We start from the raw sequence: 21287 nt of genomic DNA, 5'->3' as shown, positions 1-21287 counted from the left end.
AATAATATGAGATTTAATCGTATTTATATTAATAGTCGTTTAGCTGAAAATAGCAAGATAGAATTAGCAAGTGATCATGTTCATTATGTTAAAACGGTGCTACATCTTAAAGTAAATGATGGTTTGCGTATCTTTAACGGTACGGAAGGAGAATTTTTAGCACAAATTACCGAGATAGGTAAGCATAACCTGTCGGTTAGGCTTAAAGAACAGTTAAAAAAGCCTTATACAGAATCTGCGTTAACTCTTGCTGTTGCTATAATAAAGCAAGATAAATTAATGCTTGCAATAAATATGGCTACACAACTCGGTATAACTAAAATTATTCCGTTAATTACTAGGCGGTGTCAATTTAGAACAGTCAATATCGAACGTTTAACGAAATGTGTTATTGAGGCAACAGAGCAATCAGAACGTCTTATTCCCCCGATAATTGAAAAAGCTATCACAATACAAGATTATCTTCAAAAGAATAATAATTTGATGTTATATGCTAATGAACATGAAAAAGAAGAAAATTCTATATTACGAATTTCATCATTACTTGATAATAATATAGCTATTATTATTGGACCGGAGGGAGGTTTTACTAATGATGAGCTGGAACTTCTTGCTTTATACAAGAATACAAAATCTGTCAGTTTAGGAAGTAATATATTACGTGCTGAAACAGCAGCAATAACTGCTATAGTACAAGTGAAGTTGTTAGAGGTCGTCATTGCGAGGAGCAAAGCGACGTTGCAATCCAATAAAAAATGCTAATTTATAGCATTTTTTACTGGATTGCTGCGTCGAATTACTGTGTAATTCTTATCGCAATGACGAAAAAGTAGAGTTACTTCGCATTTTCTATTCTGGGTTTACAAAGTAGTTTACCTAAACAAAGGAAAGAATATACACCACAAAAGCCTATAATTATATAAAGTATTGTAACAATAATTGGAAATGAGCCAAATAAAAGTGTGACTAAATTAAAATTAAATAACCCGACTAAACCCCAATTTATAGCACCTATGGAAGATAATAAATGTATAGTAGTAATAAGTGGATTATTAGAAGTATTTATTAACATATTTTGACCTCATATTCATTAAACGTAAAAGAATCATTTCTCATTTTGAGCTATATGTCTACTAAATTTTATAATTCTATAAGTGATTAATCCTTCTTAAAAGTTTGATATATTACAGGTATAACAAAAATTGTAAATATAGTACCGATGCTTAATCCTCCAACTATTACAAAGCCTATAGAATTACGAGCAGCAGCACCGGCTCCATCTGCAAAGACTAGAGGTAAAGCTCCGACTACAGCAGCAAGGGTAGTCATAAGAATTGGACGCAAGCGAAGTTTTGAGGATTCTATTATAGCTTCTTGAACCTTTACTCCTTGTTCTCTTAGTTGATTAGCAAATTCTACTATCATAATAGAATTCTTAGTAATTAACCCAATTAAAGTAATAAGTCCGATATTACTATACATATTAAGGCTATTACCGGCAAGCCAGAGAGCAAGTACACCGCCGGTTATTGAGAAAGGTACGGCGAGTAATATTAATAAAGGGTCAGTAAAGCTTTCAAATTGAGCTGCAAGCACTAAATAGATAAATACAAGAGCAAACACAAATGTTATAAGCATATTACTGTCTGCCTCTCTCATTTGTTTAATTTCACCGATATATTCAATTATAGTATTACTAGGGTCGAGTAACTTAGCGGCTATTTTATTGATTTCATTAATTGCATCATTAATTTTTCCGTCAGGAGCAAGATCAGAAGAAATAGTAACGGATTTTGAATTATTATAATGACTATATGATTTTACTGATATTTTTTCCGTAATATTAGCTATCGATTCAAGCGGTAACATATTATTATTTTTTGCTCTAATTAAAATTTTACTAAAATCGCTAATATCTTTTCGATCTTTTTGATTAAATTGCAATATAACATCATATAAATCATTACCCATTCTAAAATCCCCAATTTGTTGACCTGCAAGTAAATATTGTACCGTTTTGCCTATATTGGCCAAATCCATTCCGTATAAATAAGCCTTGTCACGGTTGACTTTTATACTTATAGTCGGCATTGCTGATTGTAAATTTCTATTGACGTTTAAGAAAATAGGATTTGTTTTCATTATATCAATAAATTGTTGTGATATTTTATCTAAATCATCATATTCAAGGTTCGTTTGAATAGTAAACTCGATAGGACTACTTGCATTCCCGCTAACCATTGAACGTGGATCCATAGCGAAAATCGACATGCCCGGTATTTCGGAAAACTGCTTATTTAACATATTTTTAATAGTTTCTTGGGAACGAGAACGCTCACCCCAATCTTTTAACGGAATGAATCCAAAAACATTATCACTACCGCCTGCACCTATTACCATCAGATAACCTAATATATCTTGATAATTAGCAAGGATTTTTTCGGTTTCTTTCACTACTTTAGTAGAAGATTCTAAACTAGAACCTTCAGGACCTTTAAGAGAAACTTCTAAAAATCCATCATCTTCTTGGGGTACGAAAATTTTTTGAGTAAATTTAAAACTAATAATCAGTACTATAAATGATGATGCAATAATGATGACAAATTTCTTTTTATTGTCAAAAGTTAGCTTGAGATAGTAAATATATTTATTTTGAATAAATTGTAGAATGTCGTTAAACTTTACTAAGAATTTCGGTAAGTCCGTATTATGTTTTGTAACCATACGACTTGACATCATAGGAGTTAAAGTTAAAGCCACAAATCCTGAGAACAAAACACAAAATGCTAAAGTCCAAGCAAATTCAATAAATAATTTCCCGATAAAACCCTCTATAAAACCGACGGGTAAAAATACGGCAGCAAGCGTAATAGTCATAGCAATGATTGCAAAGCCGATTTCTTTAGAAGCAAGTAAAGCTGCTTCCATGGGTTTATGCCCCATTTCATTATATCTAAAAATGTTTTCAAGCATAACTATCGCATCATCGACCACTAAACCTATAGCAAGTATCATAGCAAGGAGCGTAAATATATTAATAGAAAATCCAAAAACATACATTACGCTACAAGTACCGATCAACGATACCGGAATCGTCACAAACGGAATTAAGGTAATTTTAGCAGAAGCAAGAAATAAATAAGTGACTAAAACTACTAATATTAAAGCTTCAAAAATTGTTTGAAATACCGCATAAATTGATGCTTTGACAGGGGTTGCTCCATCATATGCGATACCAATGCTTATTCCTTTGGGCATGGATTCTTTAATTCTTTCTAGCTCTTTAGTTACTTCATTTGATAAATCTATAACATTAGCTTTTGATTCTTTTATAAGACCAAGAGCAATGGAGCCTTTGCCGTTATATCTGAAAATTATGTCCTCATCGGGAGAAGTTAAAGATATTTTCGCTATATCGCGTAATTTTATGATACCTCCGTTTTGTACTTTTAGAATAATATTGCCGAATTCTTCCGGTGTAGATAAAGAGCCTTCAAGAGTTACTATAAAATTATTACTTTTTGTTTTAATCGTACCTGTGGGATAATCTTTATTTTGCTCTTTTATTGCAGATTCAATCTCCAATAAAGAAATTTTATGTTGATATAATTTTTTGGAATCTGGTTCTATTCTCATTATATATTCCCGACCGCCGTAAATTTGCGATTGTCCTACGCTTTCAAGTTTATCTAACGGTGTTTGTAGATTATCTTCGACGATCTTTGTCAATTCTAAATCGCTATATTGATCACTTTCAACACTTATGAAGAGGCTTGGAAAACTATCGGCATCAAGTTTTGCAACTGATGGGGCTTTCATATCTTGCGGGAACATATAAGTGATATCCGATATTTTAGAACGCACATCATTTAATGCTACTTCAATATCGGTAGATAATAGAAACGATAAAGTAATACTACTTTCGCCTGTAGAACTTTGAGAAGTTATATAATCTAAGTTTTTAACCGTCTTTAAAGCTTTTTCTATACGTGTCGTTATTTCTTTTTCCATATATAAAGCATCGGCGCCTGCATAATGAGCTTTGACATTTATAATGGGAGCTGAAATATCCGGAGTTCCTCTAATTTGTAGTTTGGTAAAAAAAATTGCTCCAAGAGCTACGATAACCAAACTCAAAACTGTAGCAAAGACAGGACGTTTAATACAAATTTCAGACAATAACATTGGATTGAATATATTTTTCTTTAAAAATTTTATTCTAAATTAATGTGATTAGCGAATTATTACATAAATCTGCTATTTAGTTAGAAATATTCTATATAAAAAGTGAAAGATGGTTTCCAACTTATTATATAAATTAAGTATATATTGTTTCTTTATATAAAACTTATCATTTTTTACAAAGTAGAAAATTAGCTGTTGTAATTACTACTGACAATAAATTAGGGTTTTAATGATAAATTTTCACTTTAATGACTTGTAAGTAGTTTTAACAGTATAACTGATGTAAAATGGCTACATTTTTCTATAAATTAATATAATAACGTATATATTTTAAACTTTGTAAATAACTGGCATTTGCAGTATGTGGGTAGTTTGTTATAATTAACTCACATAAAAATATATTGATGTATATTATTGCCAGTTGTATATATTGTTTTATAAAAAACATCAATACATATTAACCCATTAAAGGAGAGTTGATTTTACTATGAGTACACATAACAAAAAAGAACCAAAAAAAATGAATAAAACCGAGTTTATAGCATTTATGACCGACCATGGTCATAATCATAAACATGCTTCACATAAAACATTAACAAAAGCTGATGCTGAGAAAGCACTTAATTTAGTTCTTGATAGTGTGATTAGTGCTATAAAGAGCCACCATAATATTAATATAACAGGTTTCGGTTCATTTGAAATACATCATAGAAAAGCACGTGAGGGCCGTAACCCAAAAACTGGAGCAAAAATGAAAATAGATGCTTACAATCAACCTACTTTTAGAGCTGGAAGAAAAATGAAAGAAGCTTGTAATTAAAAAAAGTAACTTATTACAGTACTGATAGTTTCCAAAGCGCGTTACAAGTTTGCGGGGTGACACTAGAAAAACCGGCTCATGCAACAATGCTCTGCAAAAGCCGGCATGATATAGAACAATTCTTAACGATATTACAACCATTGATCATTGAACGCCTAGAGTTTAACTTAAAGCATAATAAGCTATATAATAGTTGGCTTATCGAAGCTGAAAATATAGAGCAAGCTTTAAAAGATTTAGAAGATTTTATATATAGTAAGCTTTTTAAGGATAGCATTCCTCTTGAAAACAATCCTGATTATCATTTCATCGCTAGAGAAACTTCATCTACATCTAATGCTAAAAATATTTCTATTGAACAAATAAGAAAATTACAAGACTTCTTAAGTAAAACTTCTGCAATTTCAGGTTATAAAGTTGCAGTAATTTATTCGGCAGATCTTATGAATTTGAATGCAGCGAATTCATGCTTAAAAATTCTTGAAGATGCACCAAAGAATAGTTACATTTTTTTAATTACTTCAAGAGCTGCAAGTATTATATCTACAATTAGATCAAGATGTTTTAAAGTTAATGTTAGATCTCCTCTACCTCATGCTCGAAATGACTTATATCTTCAGTTTATTCAACCGATAGCAGATAATGAAACGTTAGATTTTATTCATCGTTTTACTACTAAAGACCGAGAATTATGGCTAGATTTTATTGATAATTTATTATTATTAATGAATAGAATTCTTAAAAAATCTGCTAACGTTAATATTGAACTTCTAGATTTAGAAAATAAGATTTTTAATAAACTGTCAAATAAGCATCCTTCCTATTTACTACAAAAATTTACCGGTATAAAAAAGTTAATATATAATACCATTGATTATGATTTGGACTTAAAAACAAGTTATATATTAGTGGTGAATGAGTTTTCTAGTAATTAACACGAATCACTACGTTCCTTTTCACGTTATCCATAAAAGGCATTATTACATGGATAGGTAAAACCCGTTGTGTCACCCTGTGGCTTGACCACGTGGTCCATAAAAACAACTTAAAATACTAATAATTTTAGTATTTTTAACTGGATCCCGCGATCAAGTTAGCTAGGATGACAACGTAAAATCGATTCATGCAACAACGCCTACATAAAACCATAAAATATTATTGTTGCTAAAACATATTGGGCAAAATATATTAGAACTTTATAAATTAAATTACTGACATGTTTAAAACTTTAACACAAAATTTAACGAAGATTTTTGATAAATTAGTCAGCTCAGGAATTTTAACGGAAGCTCAAATAGACACCGCTATGCGGGATATAAGAGTGGCTCTTTTAGAGTCGGATGTTGCATTACCGGTGATAAAAGATTTTATAGCGGAAGTTAAACAGAATGCTTTAGGGCAGGAGGTGATTAAATCCGTTTCACCGGGGCAGATGATAATTAAAATTATTCATGAAGAGATGATAAATCTCTTAGCTTCAAGTGAAAGTGAGACAAAGCTAAATTTAAATTCAAAGCCGCCCATAAATTTCCTAATGGTAGGGCTGCAAGGGAGCGGTAAAACTACCGCAAGTGGCAAGCTTGCTCTGCGACTTAAAAATCAAAATAAAAAAGTTTTACTTGTTTCTTTGGATACTTACAGACCGGCCGCACAAGAGCAACTTGCTATACTTGCAAACTCAGTACAGATTAATTCATTACCTATTGTGCAAGGTGAGAAACCTCTTGATATTGTCAAAAGAGCTATTGCCGAGGCTAAAATTTCTGCTTATGATGTTGTAATTTATGATACGGCAGGTCGTACACAAATTGATAAAGAGATGATGGAGGAAGCTCGTGCAATAAAAAAGATAGTGGAACCTACAGAAACTTTGCTAGTAATTGATAGTATGACAGGGCAGGATGCGGTAGTTACGGCAAGCAACTTTAATAAAAAGTTAGAAATTTCAGGATTAATTTTATCTAGAATTGACGGCGATTCTAAAGGCGGTGCAGCACTTAGTGTAAAATATATTACTAAAAAACCGATTAAATTTTTAAGTAGCGGTGAAAAACTAACTGATTTAGAAGAATTCAATGCTGAACGTTTAGCTTCTCGAATACTTGATATGGGCGATATTATATCTTTTGTTGAAAAAGCAGCTAGTATCGTTGATAGAGAAGAAGCCGAAAAAACGGCAGCTAAATTAAAAAAAGGTAAGTTTGATTTAAATGATTATCTTCAGCAAATGAGAAGTATAAAAAACATGGGAGGTTTTGGAAGTATACTTAGTATGTTACCGGGTAGCGGTAAAATTATGGATCAAATAGATCAATCAAAATTAAATAGTAAAATAATTGAACATCAAGAAGCAATTATTTTATCTATGACGCTGAAAGAACGTAAGAATCCTGATATAATTAATGCCTCTCGTAGAAAACGTATAGCTGCGGGAGCAGGGACTACAGTACAAAAAGTAAATATTTTGCTAAAGCAATATAAGCAAATAGGTGAGATGATGAAAAAAGCCAGTAAAATGAATCCTAAAAATCTATTACGTAGTGGAATTGGAAAATTGTTTTCATAAAACGGCATTATTGCCTGGAGTGGTAAAATCCACTGGTCACCCCGTGGCTTGACCATGGGGTCCATAAAAACAATAAACAATACTAATAATTTTAGTATTTTTAACTGGATCCCGTGGTCAAGCCACGGGGATGACAAAGGTGAAATTGATCCACATGGGCAATGCCCCCGTGAAGTAAAATTTCATTAATTTTCAATTTCAAAGCATTGGCAAAAAATGTATAGATATTGATAAAATAATTGGCACTATCTTTGAAATCACTACTACTACCATGCTCACTATCTCCACTTTCTAGAAAGTAAGTTTTAGTATTTGAGTTTTGCTCAAGTACATACTCAAAAATTCTTCCATGCCATGGGGTGTACACGCTGATCTAATACTGAATCTGTAATTAACACAGTTGGGTATTTTTGCGTTAAAGATAAATTCTTCTAGCGGTGCATATTTTTAAATATGTACTAAATCATTTGGATTGTCCGGATCTCCATATTCAGTTATCCATGAATGTCCTGCTCCGAATTCTTTATAGCGTACCATATCAAGTATAGGTACTTTACACGCTGTAGCTCCAAATAAATCGGGATGCTGCATCATTGCAACACTTACTAACAATCAGTCATTACTTCCTCCTTTAATTCCTAAATATTCAGGGCTAGTAATATTTTGCTTTATTAAATCCTCTGCTACTGCAATTAAATCATTAAAGCCGGTTTGACGTTTTATTCCTTGAGCCGCCTTATGCCACTCAGGACCAAATGCTCCGCCGCCTCTGATATTAGCAAGTACACTAACACCGCCGTTTGTAACCCATAGTTTATTTTTTACTCTAGAAAAATACGGAGAATTTATTACTTGAAATCCTCCATATGCGGTGAGTAATGTTGGGTTTTTACCGTCAAATTTTGTACCTTTCTTATAAACAACAAAATACGGTATTTTAACTCCATCTAAAGCTTGCCGTTTCCTTATGATCTACAACATAATTTTCACTATCAAACGGATATAAATCTTTCCTAATTATGCTTAATTGATGAGTTTTGTTCCATAAATATATAGTTGGCGGTACTATAGAATTTTCTATAGTAATTAATGCATCTTATTCCTGGTCATCAGAATACATACCAAAAATTGCGTTCTCATAAGGCAATTTTTAAGGTTACCGGTTTTGTCCATTCACTATTTTCTAAAGTAAAACGTAATAACTTTTGCAATAACATTCTCATAGCCAGCCAAAAATACCGTATCTTTAGTTACTCCTATAGAATCAAAAACCTCACGGTCAGTTTATGAAAATAAAGTTTTTAAACTAGCCTTATCGCTATCATCCTTTAGTAAATCTTGCCAATGTAATGCAACAAGCAAACCTGCTTTTATATTATTACCTTTAAATTTCCAATTAGAACGTAGCAACCAAAAGACATATTCTTTAAAAGAACCTTGAGGCGTTGCATCTGATGGCATATTTATTTTTTGTAATTTTAAGTTCTCATCTTTAGTATCTAAAATATAATTATCGTAATTATAAAAATCCTTATCTGCAGATATAAATATTAAAGATGAAGAAATATTATCGGATAAAAGCTTACCGGCTGAAACTAGTATATATTCTTTTAGTATTTCAAATATTTTTTTGCTTTCTCTACAGGTGCTCCTCGCTTCCATATGTAAAGCGAGTTAGGATATAAAGAGTCAGTAACTTCCTCTTTATGAAAAACTGGATTAAATATAATAGTATCTTGGTCGATCCAAGTAGGATAAGTAAATTTGCCTTCTAATAATCTCCCGCTACTTGTTGTTAGTTCAAAGCCATTTTTTACAAAATCTTTTTTGTCTAAATCCCATTCTCTAAAGAACATCTCATCCTTAACACCAAAGGACATAGTAATTAAGTAACGATTAGAGTTTTGAAAACAATCACTTCCACCTCGATACATTACTTTTTTACCGAGTTTTTTGGATAATTTATCAAAATCGATTAGAACTTCCCAATTTGGTTTATCTTTAGAGTAATTCTCAACTAATGTCCTACGGCCATAACCCTTGCGGATTTTTATCATCTATCCAAAAATGATACACATAACCTTTACGGATAATACCATATGGAGTTTTTCTTTGGTCATAAAATATTGATTCTATTTCTTTTTTTATCGGTTTATATTCTGGTATAGATTGGAAAGCTTGTTCTGTTTTATCAGTACGCTCTTTTGCCAATTTTAGAGCTTCAGCTCCTTCAGCTTCTTCTAGAAATTTGGTATCTTGCTGGTTATATATTTGTTCCTTATTATTTCCGATAGCTTGAACACAAAAAGTTAATAAAATAATTATAAAATAGCAGGTAAGTTTTTTCATCACTTTAATAATATCTCTGAAATTAAAAATATTGATTATTGAAATCTCGGCTAATCGATTTTATTCTATGTACATAATATATTTATCCTTATAATCTTCTGGTACAAGAATTTTATATTTGAGTGATATATATTGGATTAATAAACAAAAATTGTAAAGCTGAGCTTATCTCAATTTATAATTACAAAAGTAATATCAATGCTGTATTTATAATGGTAGTACATCATTGATATTGATGTCTAAAAACCTTAAGCACGATGAGATTATACTAAGTGCATTTGAAAATCCAATGGTAGCCAAAGAGTTTTTTCAAATGCACTTACCATCACATATACACAGTTTGGTTTCTTTTAAAACCCTTAAAATGGAAAAAGATAGTTTTGTAGATACAACACTTAAGAAATCCATATTAGATATTTTATTTTCTGTTAAATTTGATAGTGAAGACGGTTACGTATTTTTATTATTAGAACATCAAAGTAAACCTGATTATTATATGGCTTTTCGCTTGTTTAAGTACATGTTAAACATTGCCGAATATCATATGAAAGCAACAAAAAGCAAGAAATTTCCTTGCATATATCTTTTAGTATTTGATAATGGTATACAACAATATAATGTTCCTCGAAATCTTTTGGAATTATTTGAAAATAGCGAATTGGTAAAAGCTACTTGGAGTAATGATTATCAACTCATAAACGTGCATGATATATCTGAACAAGCATTGAAAGAAAATGCTCTGTCGGGAATTTTGCAATTTTTTATGAAGCATATTCACGAACGAGATTTACTAAAAAGATGGCAAGAAGTAGCTGATCTTTTACCTAAATTTGCTAAGGTTAACATAGGCATTGATTATATAGAGCTAATTTTATTCTATACTTTGACCAAAATTAGGCAAAGTGATATAATAGAAGTCGCAAGGATGCTCAAGTCACATTTAAATCCTAAGAAAAGAGAAAAAATTATGGGCAGTATCGCACATTATTGGGAAAAGCAAGCTATAGAAAAGGGGCGAAGAAAAGAAAAAATTATTATAGCAAAAAATTTAATCAAAGCCGGTTTAAAAACTGAATTAATAATTGCATCAACCGGATTAAAAAAAAGAAGAGATTGAGAAATTACAGCAAATTGCCTAAATTCTTTAAAAATATGAAAGTTATGGCAGATGATTTAAGCATTTATATTCATTGGCCTTTTTGTTTGTCAAAATGTCCGTATTGTGATTTTAATTCTCATGTGGCTAGCACTATAGATCATAATCAATGGATTAAATCTTATGAAACCGAAATTGAGTATTTTAAGGATATTATTCAAAATAAATATATAAAATCCATTTTTTTTGGTGGTGGAACTCCTTCATTAATGAATCCCGTAGTAGTTGAATGGATAATAAATATAATCAATAATCTAGCAATTCTTGATAATCGAACTGAAATAACTCTAGAAACCAATCCCACATCATTTGAAACCGAAAAATTTAAAGCGTTCAAATCTGCCGGAATTAACCGTGTGTCCATTGGAGTACAATCCTTAAAAGAAGACGATTTAAAAAAATTAGGCAGAACTCATGATGCTTTGCAAGCTATCAAAACAATTGAGGAGGCAAATGCGATATTTCCAAGAGTTTCATTCGATTTAATATATGCACGTAGCGGTCAGAAATTAAAAGACTGGCAAGAAGAATTAAAGCAAGCTATGCAACTCGCAAATGGCCATATCTCTCTTTATCAATTGACTATCGAAAAAGGTACACCTTTTTATAAATTATTTAATGAGGGTAACCTGATTTTGCCGCATTCAGATGCGGCAGCTGAAATGTACGAATGGACAAATCATTATCTAGAATCTAAAAAATATTTTAGATATGAGATATCTAATTATGCTCTAGCAAATCAGGAATGTTTGCATAATTTGACTTATTGGCATTATAATAGTTTCTTAGGTATAGGTCCCGGGGCTCATAGTAGAATCATTGAACCATCAGGTTCGGTAGCGGCAATTATGATGTGGCACAAGCCAGAAAAATGGTTAGACTCAGTTAAAACAAAAAATGTCGGTATTCAAACTAACGCTAAGCTAACAAATCAAGAAATAATCGAAGAAATTTTAATGATGGGTTTACGTCTTAGCAAAGGCATAAATATTTCTACATTAGAGCAGAAAATAAACGCAAAATTAATGGATATTTTAGACATGAATAACCTTAAACATTATCAAGCGTTAGATTTAATGAAACTAGATCAAAATATCTATCTTACCGACAAAGGTTTAATGCTGCATAGTTACATAGTACCTAGATTAATTATATGAAAATTATTCAAGCAATTTTAAAGTTTATAATTATTTTTCTAGATTGCCACGTTGCTTTGTACCTCTTAAGGCATTGCCCGCGATGTGTTTATATGCTTTCTATATAATCGCCATATTTATTGATACCCATATCCAAGGTTGAGCAGAATTTGCTAATATACCTTGGTTTATATCTTTCACTAAATATATTCTAATAAAATAACGGTCTTTTCCATCCCATTTAGGCCTATATCTATCTCTTGTATGTAAAACCGTTTTATTGCTTAATACAAACAATATCACCGGAAGTAACATATATATAGTTTTGAATAGATTCTTGATCTACGATTTCTCTAATTTTATTTAAAAACCCTGCTGCTCTTTGTGTTTCAGGAATAGCATCCATTGTTATTCTGCTATAATAGCCAGTAGCGTGTTCTACTAATAAAGGTATGTTGTTGCTTAATATTTTACATGAAAACGAATCTGCACTTGTTACTGTAAATGCATTACTACACCCGATTAAGATATCTTGGTAGCTCAATTGATTTAGTATATCTTTAAGGTTAATATATATATTATAGGTAGATTCTCATGTCCTTTATGTACAATCCCAAAAATTAAATAGTCAACTATAGGAGATAAGTTATCACTCTTCTCTGTCATTGGACGGTATGCAGCATCGACATACCAATCTAAATCATTATACGGCGATTGAGAGCTACGTTCATTATAAAAATTACGTTTTGGTGCTACTGCTCTAAATAATATTCGTATCTTCATCTTTATATAATACAGGAACACTACCAATGATCCCTATTATTCCATACATATGATAAAAATTAGCTCTTCTATTCCGCTAACCCGTACCTCACCGTCATAGGGAGTCATTATATTATAATTTTTTTTGATTGATATTGTTTATATGTATAATTTCTGTATTATTATTTAGAGCATCTTTAATTTCTTTTATATAATTTACATATTTTTTCTAAAAAATTTTTAAAAAATACAAAAGATTTATATGGATTTTTAGTAAAATTGTTTAAAACCTCATCGTTATTAATATTAAAATTTTTTAGATAAATTGCCTTTCTCATAATACACAGTCATTATCTTGAAATCTTTTTTATAACTGAGTTCCAATTTTTAGAAGCATTAATAATGCCGAAAGGATCTACATATTGTATATCTACTAAATATAAATTTTTTTCTTTCAACCAGCTAGTTAATCTAACGATTTTATTGTTTAAATTTTCTAATTTTGCATACAAGTTTTTTCATCTAAAGTTTCCCTCCAAACATCATAGCAAGCATGATTATAGTCAATATTAGTATCTTCAATGATGAAATAATCCCCTTCTTCAAAGATATTATTATGAAAATATTCTAAAATACCTATAGTATTAATATGAGTATCTTCTATTAAAAGTATGGGATGTAATATTTCGGATATGTTTTCTTTGAGGAATATTGCCTCTACTTTATTAGAATCGCCTTGTAAAAATTCTATTCTATTATCACCTTTTACAGCTTGATCAATATTTTCAAAATTGATATCTATACTAATAACTTTACAGTTTATTACTGATAAACTGTGTATATCCGCCAACCAAAGGACGGAAGCTCCTTTAAAACTTCCAAATTCAATTATGGTTTTGGGTTTAATTCTTGAATTAAACCTTGAGTATTAATAATCTGAAAAGGACTTTTTTGTAATGGTATATTTTTCCAATTAATATCACAGCTATTTTCAGCAATAGCATGTAAAAACGATTCAGGTAAATCGCTTGCCGTAGTTCTATTATCTATAGATACAAATCTTTTTGGTAATGCAGTATTATTTAGGAAATTTAACATGTATACTCAATCTTAAGTTAATATAGCTATTGTAATACATACTTTAGATTCTAAAGTTAATAGCATTTTTAAATTAAAAATTGAAAAACAGGAGAAAAGATTTTGATAATTATACTTCAAGTAAATGAATAGGGAGAGTATTGTTTGTTAATACCCAAGCCGTCATTATCAGCGTGCATATTGCATGGATATCACCACGTCATTGCGAGCAGTCGTAGTACTCGTGTAGCAATCTCATTAAATAATAAAAAACTCCTGAGATTGCGGATGAAACTTACAGTTTTTCCTTGCAATGATGACCTTCAGTATCCACGCAACGATGCCTATAGTCAAGAATATCCGACCTTAATTAGCAATATCATTAAGATAAATATACTTCCTTATCTAAAGTATTTTCACTGTTATCTATAATCATAGTAATTGTTGCATCGCCGGTAATATTGATAGTAGTACGTAGCATATCAAGTATTCGGTCAATACCGGCGATAATTGCGACTCCCTCTATAGGTAAGTGAACGGAAGAAAGAACCATAGGAAGCATTATCAAAGAGGCACCGGGAATACCGGCACCGCCGATAGATCCAAGTGTTGAGGTGAGAATAATTACTAAATAGTCGTGAGGAGTAAGCGTTACTCCCATCATTTGAGCAAAGAATATAGTAGTAAGAGATAAATTTATAGCAAAACCGTCCATATTAATTGATGCCCCTATCGGAAGTACGAACGAAGTACTAGACTCTGAAATGCCAAGCTTTTCACGACAAACTTGCATAGTAGTTGCAAGAGTTGCCTTGCTACTTGAAGTAGAAAAAGCAAGTATCTGATACTCAAAACTTTTCTTATAAAAAGGTATAGGTGAAACACGACAAAATACATATATAAGTAAACCAAAAACTAAATATTGGAATGTCATTGCTACAACTACCGCTACAACAAGTTTTGATAAACTAATCATTACTTCAACTCCCTGCATACCTACAATCCAGCCTGTTAAAGCAAAAGCACCGTAAGGGGATAATTGAATAACAAACGATATCATTTTTAATATTAATTTTGACATTACATGAATTAAATCAGTAACAGGTTCACCGATAGATTTCATTTTGTTTAAGGTAATCCCAACAAAAATAGCAAAAAATACAACTTGCAAGACATCACCGTTTGCAAAAGCCCCAACAGCATTATCAGGGACGATATTTATAAAAAAATCAATTATATTAAATGAAGTTCTATTTGTCATTCCTGAAGAGGTAAAATCTATATGTATGCCTACTCCCGGCTTTAATACTAAGGCAACAGTGAGTCCAAAAACCGTAGCAAAAAAAGTAGTACCTAAAAAAGCAGCTACCGCTTTCATTCCTACTCTACCAAGGGCAGAAGTATCATTCATACTAGTGATACCAGAAACCAAACTAAAAAAAATTAAAGGGGTCATGATCATTTTTATCAAACGTAAGAAAATGTCACCGATAGGTTTAATATAATTAACATATTGTGGTAAGTATATACCAAATATAATACCTAAGATTAACCCTAAGGTAACTTTTTGCCATAATTTCATAATTTACTTACTTAATTTTTAAATTTGTCTAACTATAAGTTTATTTACTATTTTGGTCAATCCATTCTAAGTACTTTTGAAAGCCATAGGCAATATTTATTTTTATTATTTGTGGAAATTCATAATTATGAATTTCAAGGAGTTTATTTTCAATTTCGTGATAATTAGAAGATTTTGTTTTAATTACAAGTCTATATTCGGTTTCTAAAGTTACTATACTATCCCATCTAAAGTAACTTTTGACATCGTCAATTTGAATGCAGGCAGCAAGATTTAATTCTAACAAAACAGATGCTATTTTCTCGGCAATTTGCAAATCATTAGTAGTCGTTAAAATTAAACAGCAATCTTGCATGCTTAAACCTCAATAAAACAATTAGGTGTTTCATATAGTTTGAGGCTTGCTACGAAGAAGTTTTGACCTACGAATAGTTTAGGAAAAATTTCATTCTTTAAATGTGTCGCTATATTTTCTGCAGTCGGGTTATTTTGCATGTAATATATTTTTTGACCGGTACAATTTTCTATTTGCTGCCCCATTTCCTTATCGTCTTGATGTAGGATTAAGCTATGATCAAAATGTTCGTCAATCCATTTTTTAGCTAAATCCTTAATTAAACCAAAATCGACTATCATACCGAGTTTATCGGTTTCGTGTGCGGCTATAGTTATCTCAAGAACATAACGATGACCGTGCAGGAATTGACATTTATTTTGATGTCCTATAATTCTATGTCCTGCATCGAACTCAATACGACGCGTACATTTTATCATTATTATATACTTCTTTTTTCTATTGTCATGCTGTGGCTTACCGATACCGTATGGCTCATTTATGTCATTCCCTCGTAGGTGGGCACCCAAGGCTTTGGGCTGTCATCACATGGCTTGCCACGGCATGACAATTTTTTACAAATTCAGTAGTAACTTCTCAGGGTTCTCAATAAGCTGCTTAATTTTTACCAAGAACGATACTCCTTCTTTCCCGTCAATTATACGATGATCGTAAGATAAAGCTATATACATCATCGGACGTATTTCAATTTTACCGTCTATAACTACAGCTCTTTCCTCGGTTTTATGTAATCCTAAAATACCTGATTGAGGAGGATTAATAATCGGTGTAGATAATAATGAGCCATATACGCCTCCGTTAGAAATCGAAAATGTTCCCCCTGACAAATCAGCCATAGAAAGCTTACCCTCACGAGCTTTTTTAGCCAAAGTGCCTATAGCTTTTTCTACCTCAGCAAATCCCATTGTATCGGCATCCCTAACAACCGGTACAACAAGCCCTTGCTCTGTTCCGACAGCTACACCTATATCATAGTAATTTTTATATACTAAATCATCACCGTCTATTTCAGCGTTTACTGATGGAATAAGCTTTAAAGCTTCAATTGTTGCTTTAACAAAAAACGACATAAAGCCAAGTTTCACAGCGTGCTTTTTCTCGAACTCTTCTTTATATTGATTACGCAAGGCAATTACTTTTGACATATCGATTTCATTAAAAGTAGTCAAAATAGCTGCTGTATTTTGTGAATCTTTTAAACGCTGTGCAATAGTTTTACGTAAGCGTGATATACGAACACGCTGTACTCTTTCTTCATTAGTTTTGTTTATTGTAGTAGAAATTGTAGTAGAAGTAGCAGCAGACGGTGTGTTTATTGTTTCAAGCACGTCGCCCTTGGTAATTCTACCGTCTTTACCTGTTCCTTTTATATTATTGGGGTCAAGCTTATTTTCGGTAACTAATTTTTGTACGGAAGGAGCAAGAATATTATTAACCACGGCAGGTTTGTCTACAGGCTTTTCTGAAGTAGGTTGCGTAACTGCTTGGGCTTTAGCAGATTCATTATTAGTACCGGCAGTACTGACAGCTGGCCCTTCATTTATATCGCCTATTTCTTCGCCAACTGCTACATTTGCACCGTCAGTTTTCGATATTTTACCTATAATGCCGTTACAAGGAGCATTAACTTCTAAAGTCACTTTTTCGGTTTCAATTTCTAACAGTAATTCATCGGTTTTAACCGAATCACCTTCTTTCTTATACCATTTGGCAATAGTTGCTTCTGTTACGGACTCTCCAAGCGACGGTACTATAATCTTAACGCTCATAATTTATTTTACTCCTAAAAAATCGAAAAATGCATTCGGTGTTATCCCCAATGCTGCCCTTAATAGCTTCTCTTGCTGCTTATTATGTACTTGCAGCGAACCTACTGCCGGAGAAGCCGATTCCTCTCTACCTACATATTTAAATTCATTATTAATTCCTGCTTCTTTTAAAGCGTCATTTAAGTAAGAAGCTATATAACGCCAAGCTCCCATATTCTTTGGTTCTTCCTGACACCAAATAAATTCCTGCGTCCTATTATATTTTTTTAATAGCGATGCTACAAGTTTTTTTTCAAAAGGGTATAATTGCTCAAGCCTGACAATTACTATATTACTATTATTGCCACGCATTTCAAATAGATCGTAATATACCTTACCGCTACATAAAATTACTTTAGTAATATTGTTTGTATCTATTTTAGTTACTTCATCTAAAACCGGTAAGAAAGTAGTATCGTCGCCTAGCTCATCAAGTTTAGATACGGCATATTTATTACGTAATAATGATTTCGGCGACATTACGATTAACGGTTTGCGGGTATCATCAAGTATTTGACGACGTAGCAGGTGGAAAATCGAGGCAGGAGTAGTTGGATATGTAACATACATATTATCCTCAGCTGCTAACTGCAAGAGCCTCTCAAGCCTTGCCGAACTATGCTCCGGTCCTTGTCCTTCAAATGCATGCGGAAGTAGTACCACAAGCCCGCTCATACGAAGCCATTTAGTTTCGCTGCTTGAAATAAACTGGTCAAAAATAATCTGAGCTCCATTAGCAAAATCACCGAATTGTGCTTCCCATAAAACTAAATTTTTTGGATTTGCGAGTGAATAACCATACTCAAAACCAAGTACCGCATATTCAGATAAATTACTATCGGCTACCTCATATTTTGCTTGTTCTTTAGATAAATTATTGAGAGGTATATAGGTAGTATCGTCAATTTGGTTGTGCAATACTGAATGACGATGCGAGAAAGTACCGCGTCCGCAGTCTTGTCCGGTTAGCCTGATATTTGTACCTGAAGCAAGCAAGCTTGCAAAAGCTAGCTGCTCAGCTGTTGCCCAATCAATAGGCTGATCAGCGATTAGATTAGCTTTTCGTGCTTCAAATAGTTTTACAAGTTTTGGATTAACGGCAAAATCCTTCGGTATTTCGCATAGTTTAGTTCCTAAATCTTGTAATGTTTTTTTTCCGACGCCTGTTATTGCAGCTTGTGTAGAGGTGCGAGAAATGCCTTGCCATAACCCACCTAAGAAATGTGCTTCCGGCTTATAACTTTTTGCTTGTTCATATTCCTTATCTAGTCTTGTTTTAAATTCTTCTTTTAACTTAGTAAAATAATTATTATCAATTATACCACGTTTTACTAACTCATTTGCGTAAATATTTCCAGGGGTCGGTTTGCTTTTAATAATGTTATACATCTGGCCTTGAGTATACATCGGCTCATCGCCCTCATTATGCCCGTATTTACGGTAACAAATAATTTCTACTACAACATCCTTACCGAATTTTTGCCTATATTCTACCGCAATATTGGTGGCTTTTAACACTGCTTCTATATCATCACCGTTAACGTGTAAAATCGGAGCAGCGCTGATTTTAGCAAACTCCGTAGAATATCTGCTAGCTCTAGTATCCGTAGCATTAGCCGTAAAACCTAGCTGATTGTTAATGACGAAATGTAATATTCCGCCGATATCATAAGCAGTGAGCTGTGACATTGATAGACTTTCAGCAACTACGCCTTGACCGCAAAAAGCAGAATCACCATGCACTAAAATAGCCTTAACTTTACTGCGTTGAGTATCTACAAGAATATCCTGTTTTGCTCTTACTTTTCCTGCAACTATAGGATTTACTGCTTCCAAATGTGATGGATTATCGGCAAGCGATAAATGTATTTTCTTATCCTCTATGACTCTATCTGATGAATAGCCTAAGTGATATTTCACATCACCTGAAACATTTAGCTCATCAGGAAATACGCTACCGCTTATGAAACCCGCAATAACAGCTTTATATGGCTTACCTACTACTTTAGTCAGAGTGTTTAATCTCCCTCGATGTGCCATACCGATAACGATTTCTTCAACGCCTTGATTCATGGATAAATCTATAGCTTTACTCATAGCAACTATAGAAGCATCACCACCCTCAACAGAAAAACGCTTAGCTCCGGGAAATTTTGTATGTAGATATTGCTCAAACCCTTCTACTTCTACTAAATCATTTAAGATAGTTTTTTTATCTTCAGCAGAAAATGTAATTTCGTTTTCTAGCTGACTATATAACCAGCTTTTTTCTTCTACATTTTCTATTTGTTCAAATTCAACCCCGATAGAACCTGTATAAACTTTATCGAGCTTGGTAACTAATGCAGATAATTTACCGTTCCAAGTACCGACAAATTCATCCGTAATATTGATATTTTCTTCTAACTGGCTACTATCAAGACCAAAAGTTTCCATATTAAGCTTTAAATCATTTTTTGTTTTACGTAGCTCAAGACCAAGCGGGTCAAGATTCGCTAAGTAATGAGCATGCTTGCGATAAGCATTAATCATTTCCTTAGCTTTTAAACTACTTAGGACTTCAGAAGATAGATGATTATGTAACGGTTCTTTTTTTATTTCATAAGGAATAATTATCTTTGCCGTACTTTTATTAAGCACAGCACTATTATCCTTAATACCGGCAAAAAATTCTTGCCAAGTTTGATCAACCGAGGCGGCATTGGCTAAATATTGCCTATATAGCTCTTCAACAAAAACAGCGTTCCCAGCAAATAAATAACCTGTTTTTTTAAAATATTCTTCCATATTATTGTTTGTATTATTTGTTTTTATCATAAGCCGTCATTGCGAGCGACTGTAAGGAGTGTGGCAATCTCAGGAATTTGCACGAGCTTGCTTCATCAATTTACTATAGTAAATTTCCTTGCAATGACGATTTATTACTATAAATATTTCCCATCTAAATACCCTATATACACTTCAGGGTTAATTTTTTTCCTCACCGCTTGCTGCTTTTAGTAAATCAGCTGAATTTTTTAATGAACCTAGATTTCTAAAATTCTTATTTAGATAATTATTTATATTACTAAAATCGCCTTTTAATATATTATCTTTTATATTAGAATGCATCTCTTTTCTTTCTTCATCACCATTGATGCGATAATTGCACCGTTTGTATAGGCGGGAAAGTAACCGAAATTTCCATGTGACCAGTGAATATCTTGAAGACAGCCGTTACTGAAATTTACCGGTTTAACGCCTAAATATTCCTGCATCTTACTATCCCAAAAGCTTGGTAACTCATCAAGATTCAAGTCACCATTGATAAGCATTTCCTCTATCTCAAAACGTAATATTACATGCATCGGGTAAGTTACCTCATCCATACGCGTCAAGTTAAGGGATGTTTATAAGTTTAAGAGAAGATAAAGTAGATTTTTTTGTTTTCCTATATTTATCTTTTAAGCAAAAACTTACCCAAGCTATTCGTAAATTTTTAAAGAAGTTTT

At 32.3% G+C, this 21287-nt stretch carries 18 protein-coding genes and 3 pseudogenes; 7 read left to right on the top strand and 14 right to left on the bottom strand.

All coding sequences use genetic code 11. The features are described from left to right. The first annotated feature begins 6 nt into the window (after window positions 1–6). Window positions 7–752: pseudogene (locus ACKTSD_RS07050) on the top strand (16S rRNA (uracil(1498)-N(3))-methyltransferase). Between the two features lie 83 nt (window positions 753–835). Here ACKTSD_RS07050 and ACKTSD_RS07045 read toward each other — a convergent pair. Both ACKTSD_RS07045 and ACKTSD_RS07040 read right to left on the bottom strand, forming a co-directional pair. Next, complete coding sequence (locus tag ACKTSD_RS07045) at window positions 836–1015, bottom strand: DUF378 domain-containing protein (protein WP_412708619.1); 180 nt, start codon at window positions 1013–1015, stop codon at window positions 836–838. A gap of 143 nt (window positions 1016–1158) precedes the next feature. After that, window positions 1159–4185, bottom strand: coding sequence for an efflux RND transporter permease subunit (locus ACKTSD_RS07040; RefSeq protein WP_412708605.1), 3027 nt, complete (start codon window positions 4183–4185; stop codon window positions 1159–1161). A 487-nt stretch (window positions 4186–4672) separates the two neighbouring features. Here ACKTSD_RS07040 and ACKTSD_RS07035 point away from each other — a divergent pair, with 487 nt between their 5' ends. The 4 genes from ACKTSD_RS07035 to ACKTSD_RS07020 all read left to right on the top strand — a co-directional run bounded on the left by ACKTSD_RS07035 (window position 4673) and on the right by ACKTSD_RS07020 (window position 7760). Beyond that, on the top strand, window positions 4673–5005 hold the full coding sequence (locus ACKTSD_RS07035) for an HU family DNA-binding protein (protein WP_008579420.1): 333 nt from the start codon (window positions 4673–4675) through the stop codon (window positions 5003–5005). Between the two features lie 140 nt (window positions 5006–5145). Further along, on the top strand, window positions 5146–5940 hold the full coding sequence (locus tag ACKTSD_RS07030) for a DNA polymerase III subunit delta' (RefSeq protein WP_412708618.1): 795 nt from the start codon (window positions 5146–5148) through the stop codon (window positions 5938–5940). Between the two features lie 281 nt (window positions 5941–6221). Then, window positions 6222–7571, top strand: coding sequence for a signal recognition particle protein (gene ffh, locus ACKTSD_RS07025; protein WP_412708604.1), 1350 nt, complete (start codon window positions 6222–6224; stop codon window positions 7569–7571). Between the two features lie 54 nt (window positions 7572–7625). Continuing rightward, complete coding sequence (locus tag ACKTSD_RS07020) at window positions 7626–7760, top strand: hypothetical protein (protein WP_412708620.1); 135 nt, start codon at window positions 7626–7628, stop codon at window positions 7758–7760. Here ACKTSD_RS07020 and ACKTSD_RS07015 read toward each other — a convergent pair. Continuing rightward, window positions 7759–9920, bottom strand: a pseudogene (locus ACKTSD_RS07015) (prolyl oligopeptidase family serine peptidase); the annotation flags it as partial. The gene ACKTSD_RS07020 and the pseudogene ACKTSD_RS07015 sit on opposite strands and share 2 nt — an antisense overlap. A gap of 235 nt (window positions 9921–10155) precedes the next feature. Between ACKTSD_RS07015 and ACKTSD_RS07010 the strand changes: the two are divergent. Next, window positions 10156–11037, top strand: a complete 882-nt coding sequence (locus ACKTSD_RS07010; RefSeq protein WP_412708603.1) for an Rpn family recombination-promoting nuclease/putative transposase — start codon at window positions 10156–10158, stop codon at window positions 11035–11037. Window positions 11038–11072: 35 nt separating this feature from the next. After that, window positions 11073–12233 (top strand): radical SAM family heme chaperone HemW, encoded by a 1161-nt coding sequence (gene hemW / locus ACKTSD_RS07005; RefSeq protein WP_412708617.1) that lies wholly within the window; start codon window positions 11073–11075, stop codon window positions 12231–12233. A gap of 256 nt (window positions 12234–12489) precedes the next feature. Here hemW and ACKTSD_RS07000 read toward each other — a convergent pair whose 3' ends face one another. The 11 genes and pseudogenes from ACKTSD_RS07000 to ACKTSD_RS06950 form a co-directional block, all read right to left on the bottom strand. Further along, entirely contained in the window at window positions 12490–12756 is a 267-nt protein-coding gene (locus ACKTSD_RS07000) for a hypothetical protein (RefSeq protein ID WP_412708602.1), read from the bottom strand. 5 nt (window positions 12757–12761) lie between these two features. Further along, window positions 12762–13016 carry a hypothetical protein gene (locus ACKTSD_RS06995; RefSeq protein WP_412708601.1) on the bottom strand — a complete coding sequence of 85 codons (255 nt, stop codon included), beginning with the start codon at window positions 13014–13016 and terminating at the stop codon, window positions 12762–12764. 308 nt (window positions 13017–13324) lie between these two features. Continuing rightward, entirely contained in the window at window positions 13325–13486 is a 162-nt protein-coding gene (locus ACKTSD_RS06990) for a hypothetical protein (protein ID WP_412708600.1), read from the bottom strand. Beyond that, window positions 13471–13863, bottom strand: coding sequence for a CmcI family methyltransferase (locus ACKTSD_RS06985; protein WP_412708616.1), 393 nt, complete (start codon window positions 13861–13863; stop codon window positions 13471–13473). Before ACKTSD_RS06985 ends, ACKTSD_RS06990 begins: the two co-directional genes overlap by 16 nt. Continuing rightward, window positions 13863–14072, bottom strand: coding sequence for a hypothetical protein (locus ACKTSD_RS06980; RefSeq protein ID WP_412708599.1), 210 nt, complete (start codon window positions 14070–14072; stop codon window positions 13863–13865). Before ACKTSD_RS06980 ends, ACKTSD_RS06985 begins: the two co-directional genes overlap by 1 nt. A 361-nt stretch (window positions 14073–14433) precedes the next feature. Then, a complete protein-coding gene (locus tag ACKTSD_RS06975; RefSeq protein ID WP_412708598.1) occupies window positions 14434–15633 on the bottom strand; it encodes a dicarboxylate/amino acid:cation symporter in 1200 nt (399 codons plus the stop codon). Window positions 15634–15673: 40 nt separating this feature from the next. Continuing rightward, on the bottom strand, window positions 15674–15988 hold the full coding sequence (gene cutA, locus ACKTSD_RS06970; RefSeq protein WP_412708597.1) for a divalent-cation tolerance protein CutA: 315 nt from the start codon (window positions 15986–15988) through the stop codon (window positions 15674–15676). A gap of 2 nt (window positions 15989–15990) precedes the next feature. Beyond that, complete coding sequence (locus ACKTSD_RS06965) at window positions 15991–16407, bottom strand: 6-pyruvoyl trahydropterin synthase family protein (protein WP_412708615.1); 417 nt, start codon at window positions 16405–16407, stop codon at window positions 15991–15993. A 135-nt stretch (window positions 16408–16542) separates the two neighbouring features. Further along, a complete protein-coding gene (odhB, locus tag ACKTSD_RS06960; protein WP_412708596.1) occupies window positions 16543–17757 on the bottom strand; it encodes a 2-oxoglutarate dehydrogenase complex dihydrolipoyllysine-residue succinyltransferase in 1215 nt (404 codons plus the stop codon). 3 nt (window positions 17758–17760) lie between these two features. Further along, complete coding sequence (locus tag ACKTSD_RS06955; RefSeq protein ID WP_412708614.1) at window positions 17761–20583, bottom strand: 2-oxoglutarate dehydrogenase E1 component; 2823 nt, start codon at window positions 20581–20583, stop codon at window positions 17761–17763. A gap of 137 nt (window positions 20584–20720) precedes the next feature. Continuing rightward, window positions 20721–21161: pseudogene (locus ACKTSD_RS06950) on the bottom strand (carboxypeptidase M32); the annotation flags it as partial. Between the last annotated feature and the right edge of the window lie 126 nt (window positions 21162–21287).

The sequence above is a fragment of the Candidatus Rickettsia kedanie genome (assembly GCF_045865205.1).
GTDB classification, from domain to species: domain Bacteria; phylum Pseudomonadota; class Alphaproteobacteria; order Rickettsiales; family Rickettsiaceae; genus Rickettsia; species Rickettsia australis.
Note: the sequence above shows the minus strand (reverse complement) of the source record. Positions and strands in the feature narration are given on the sequence as shown.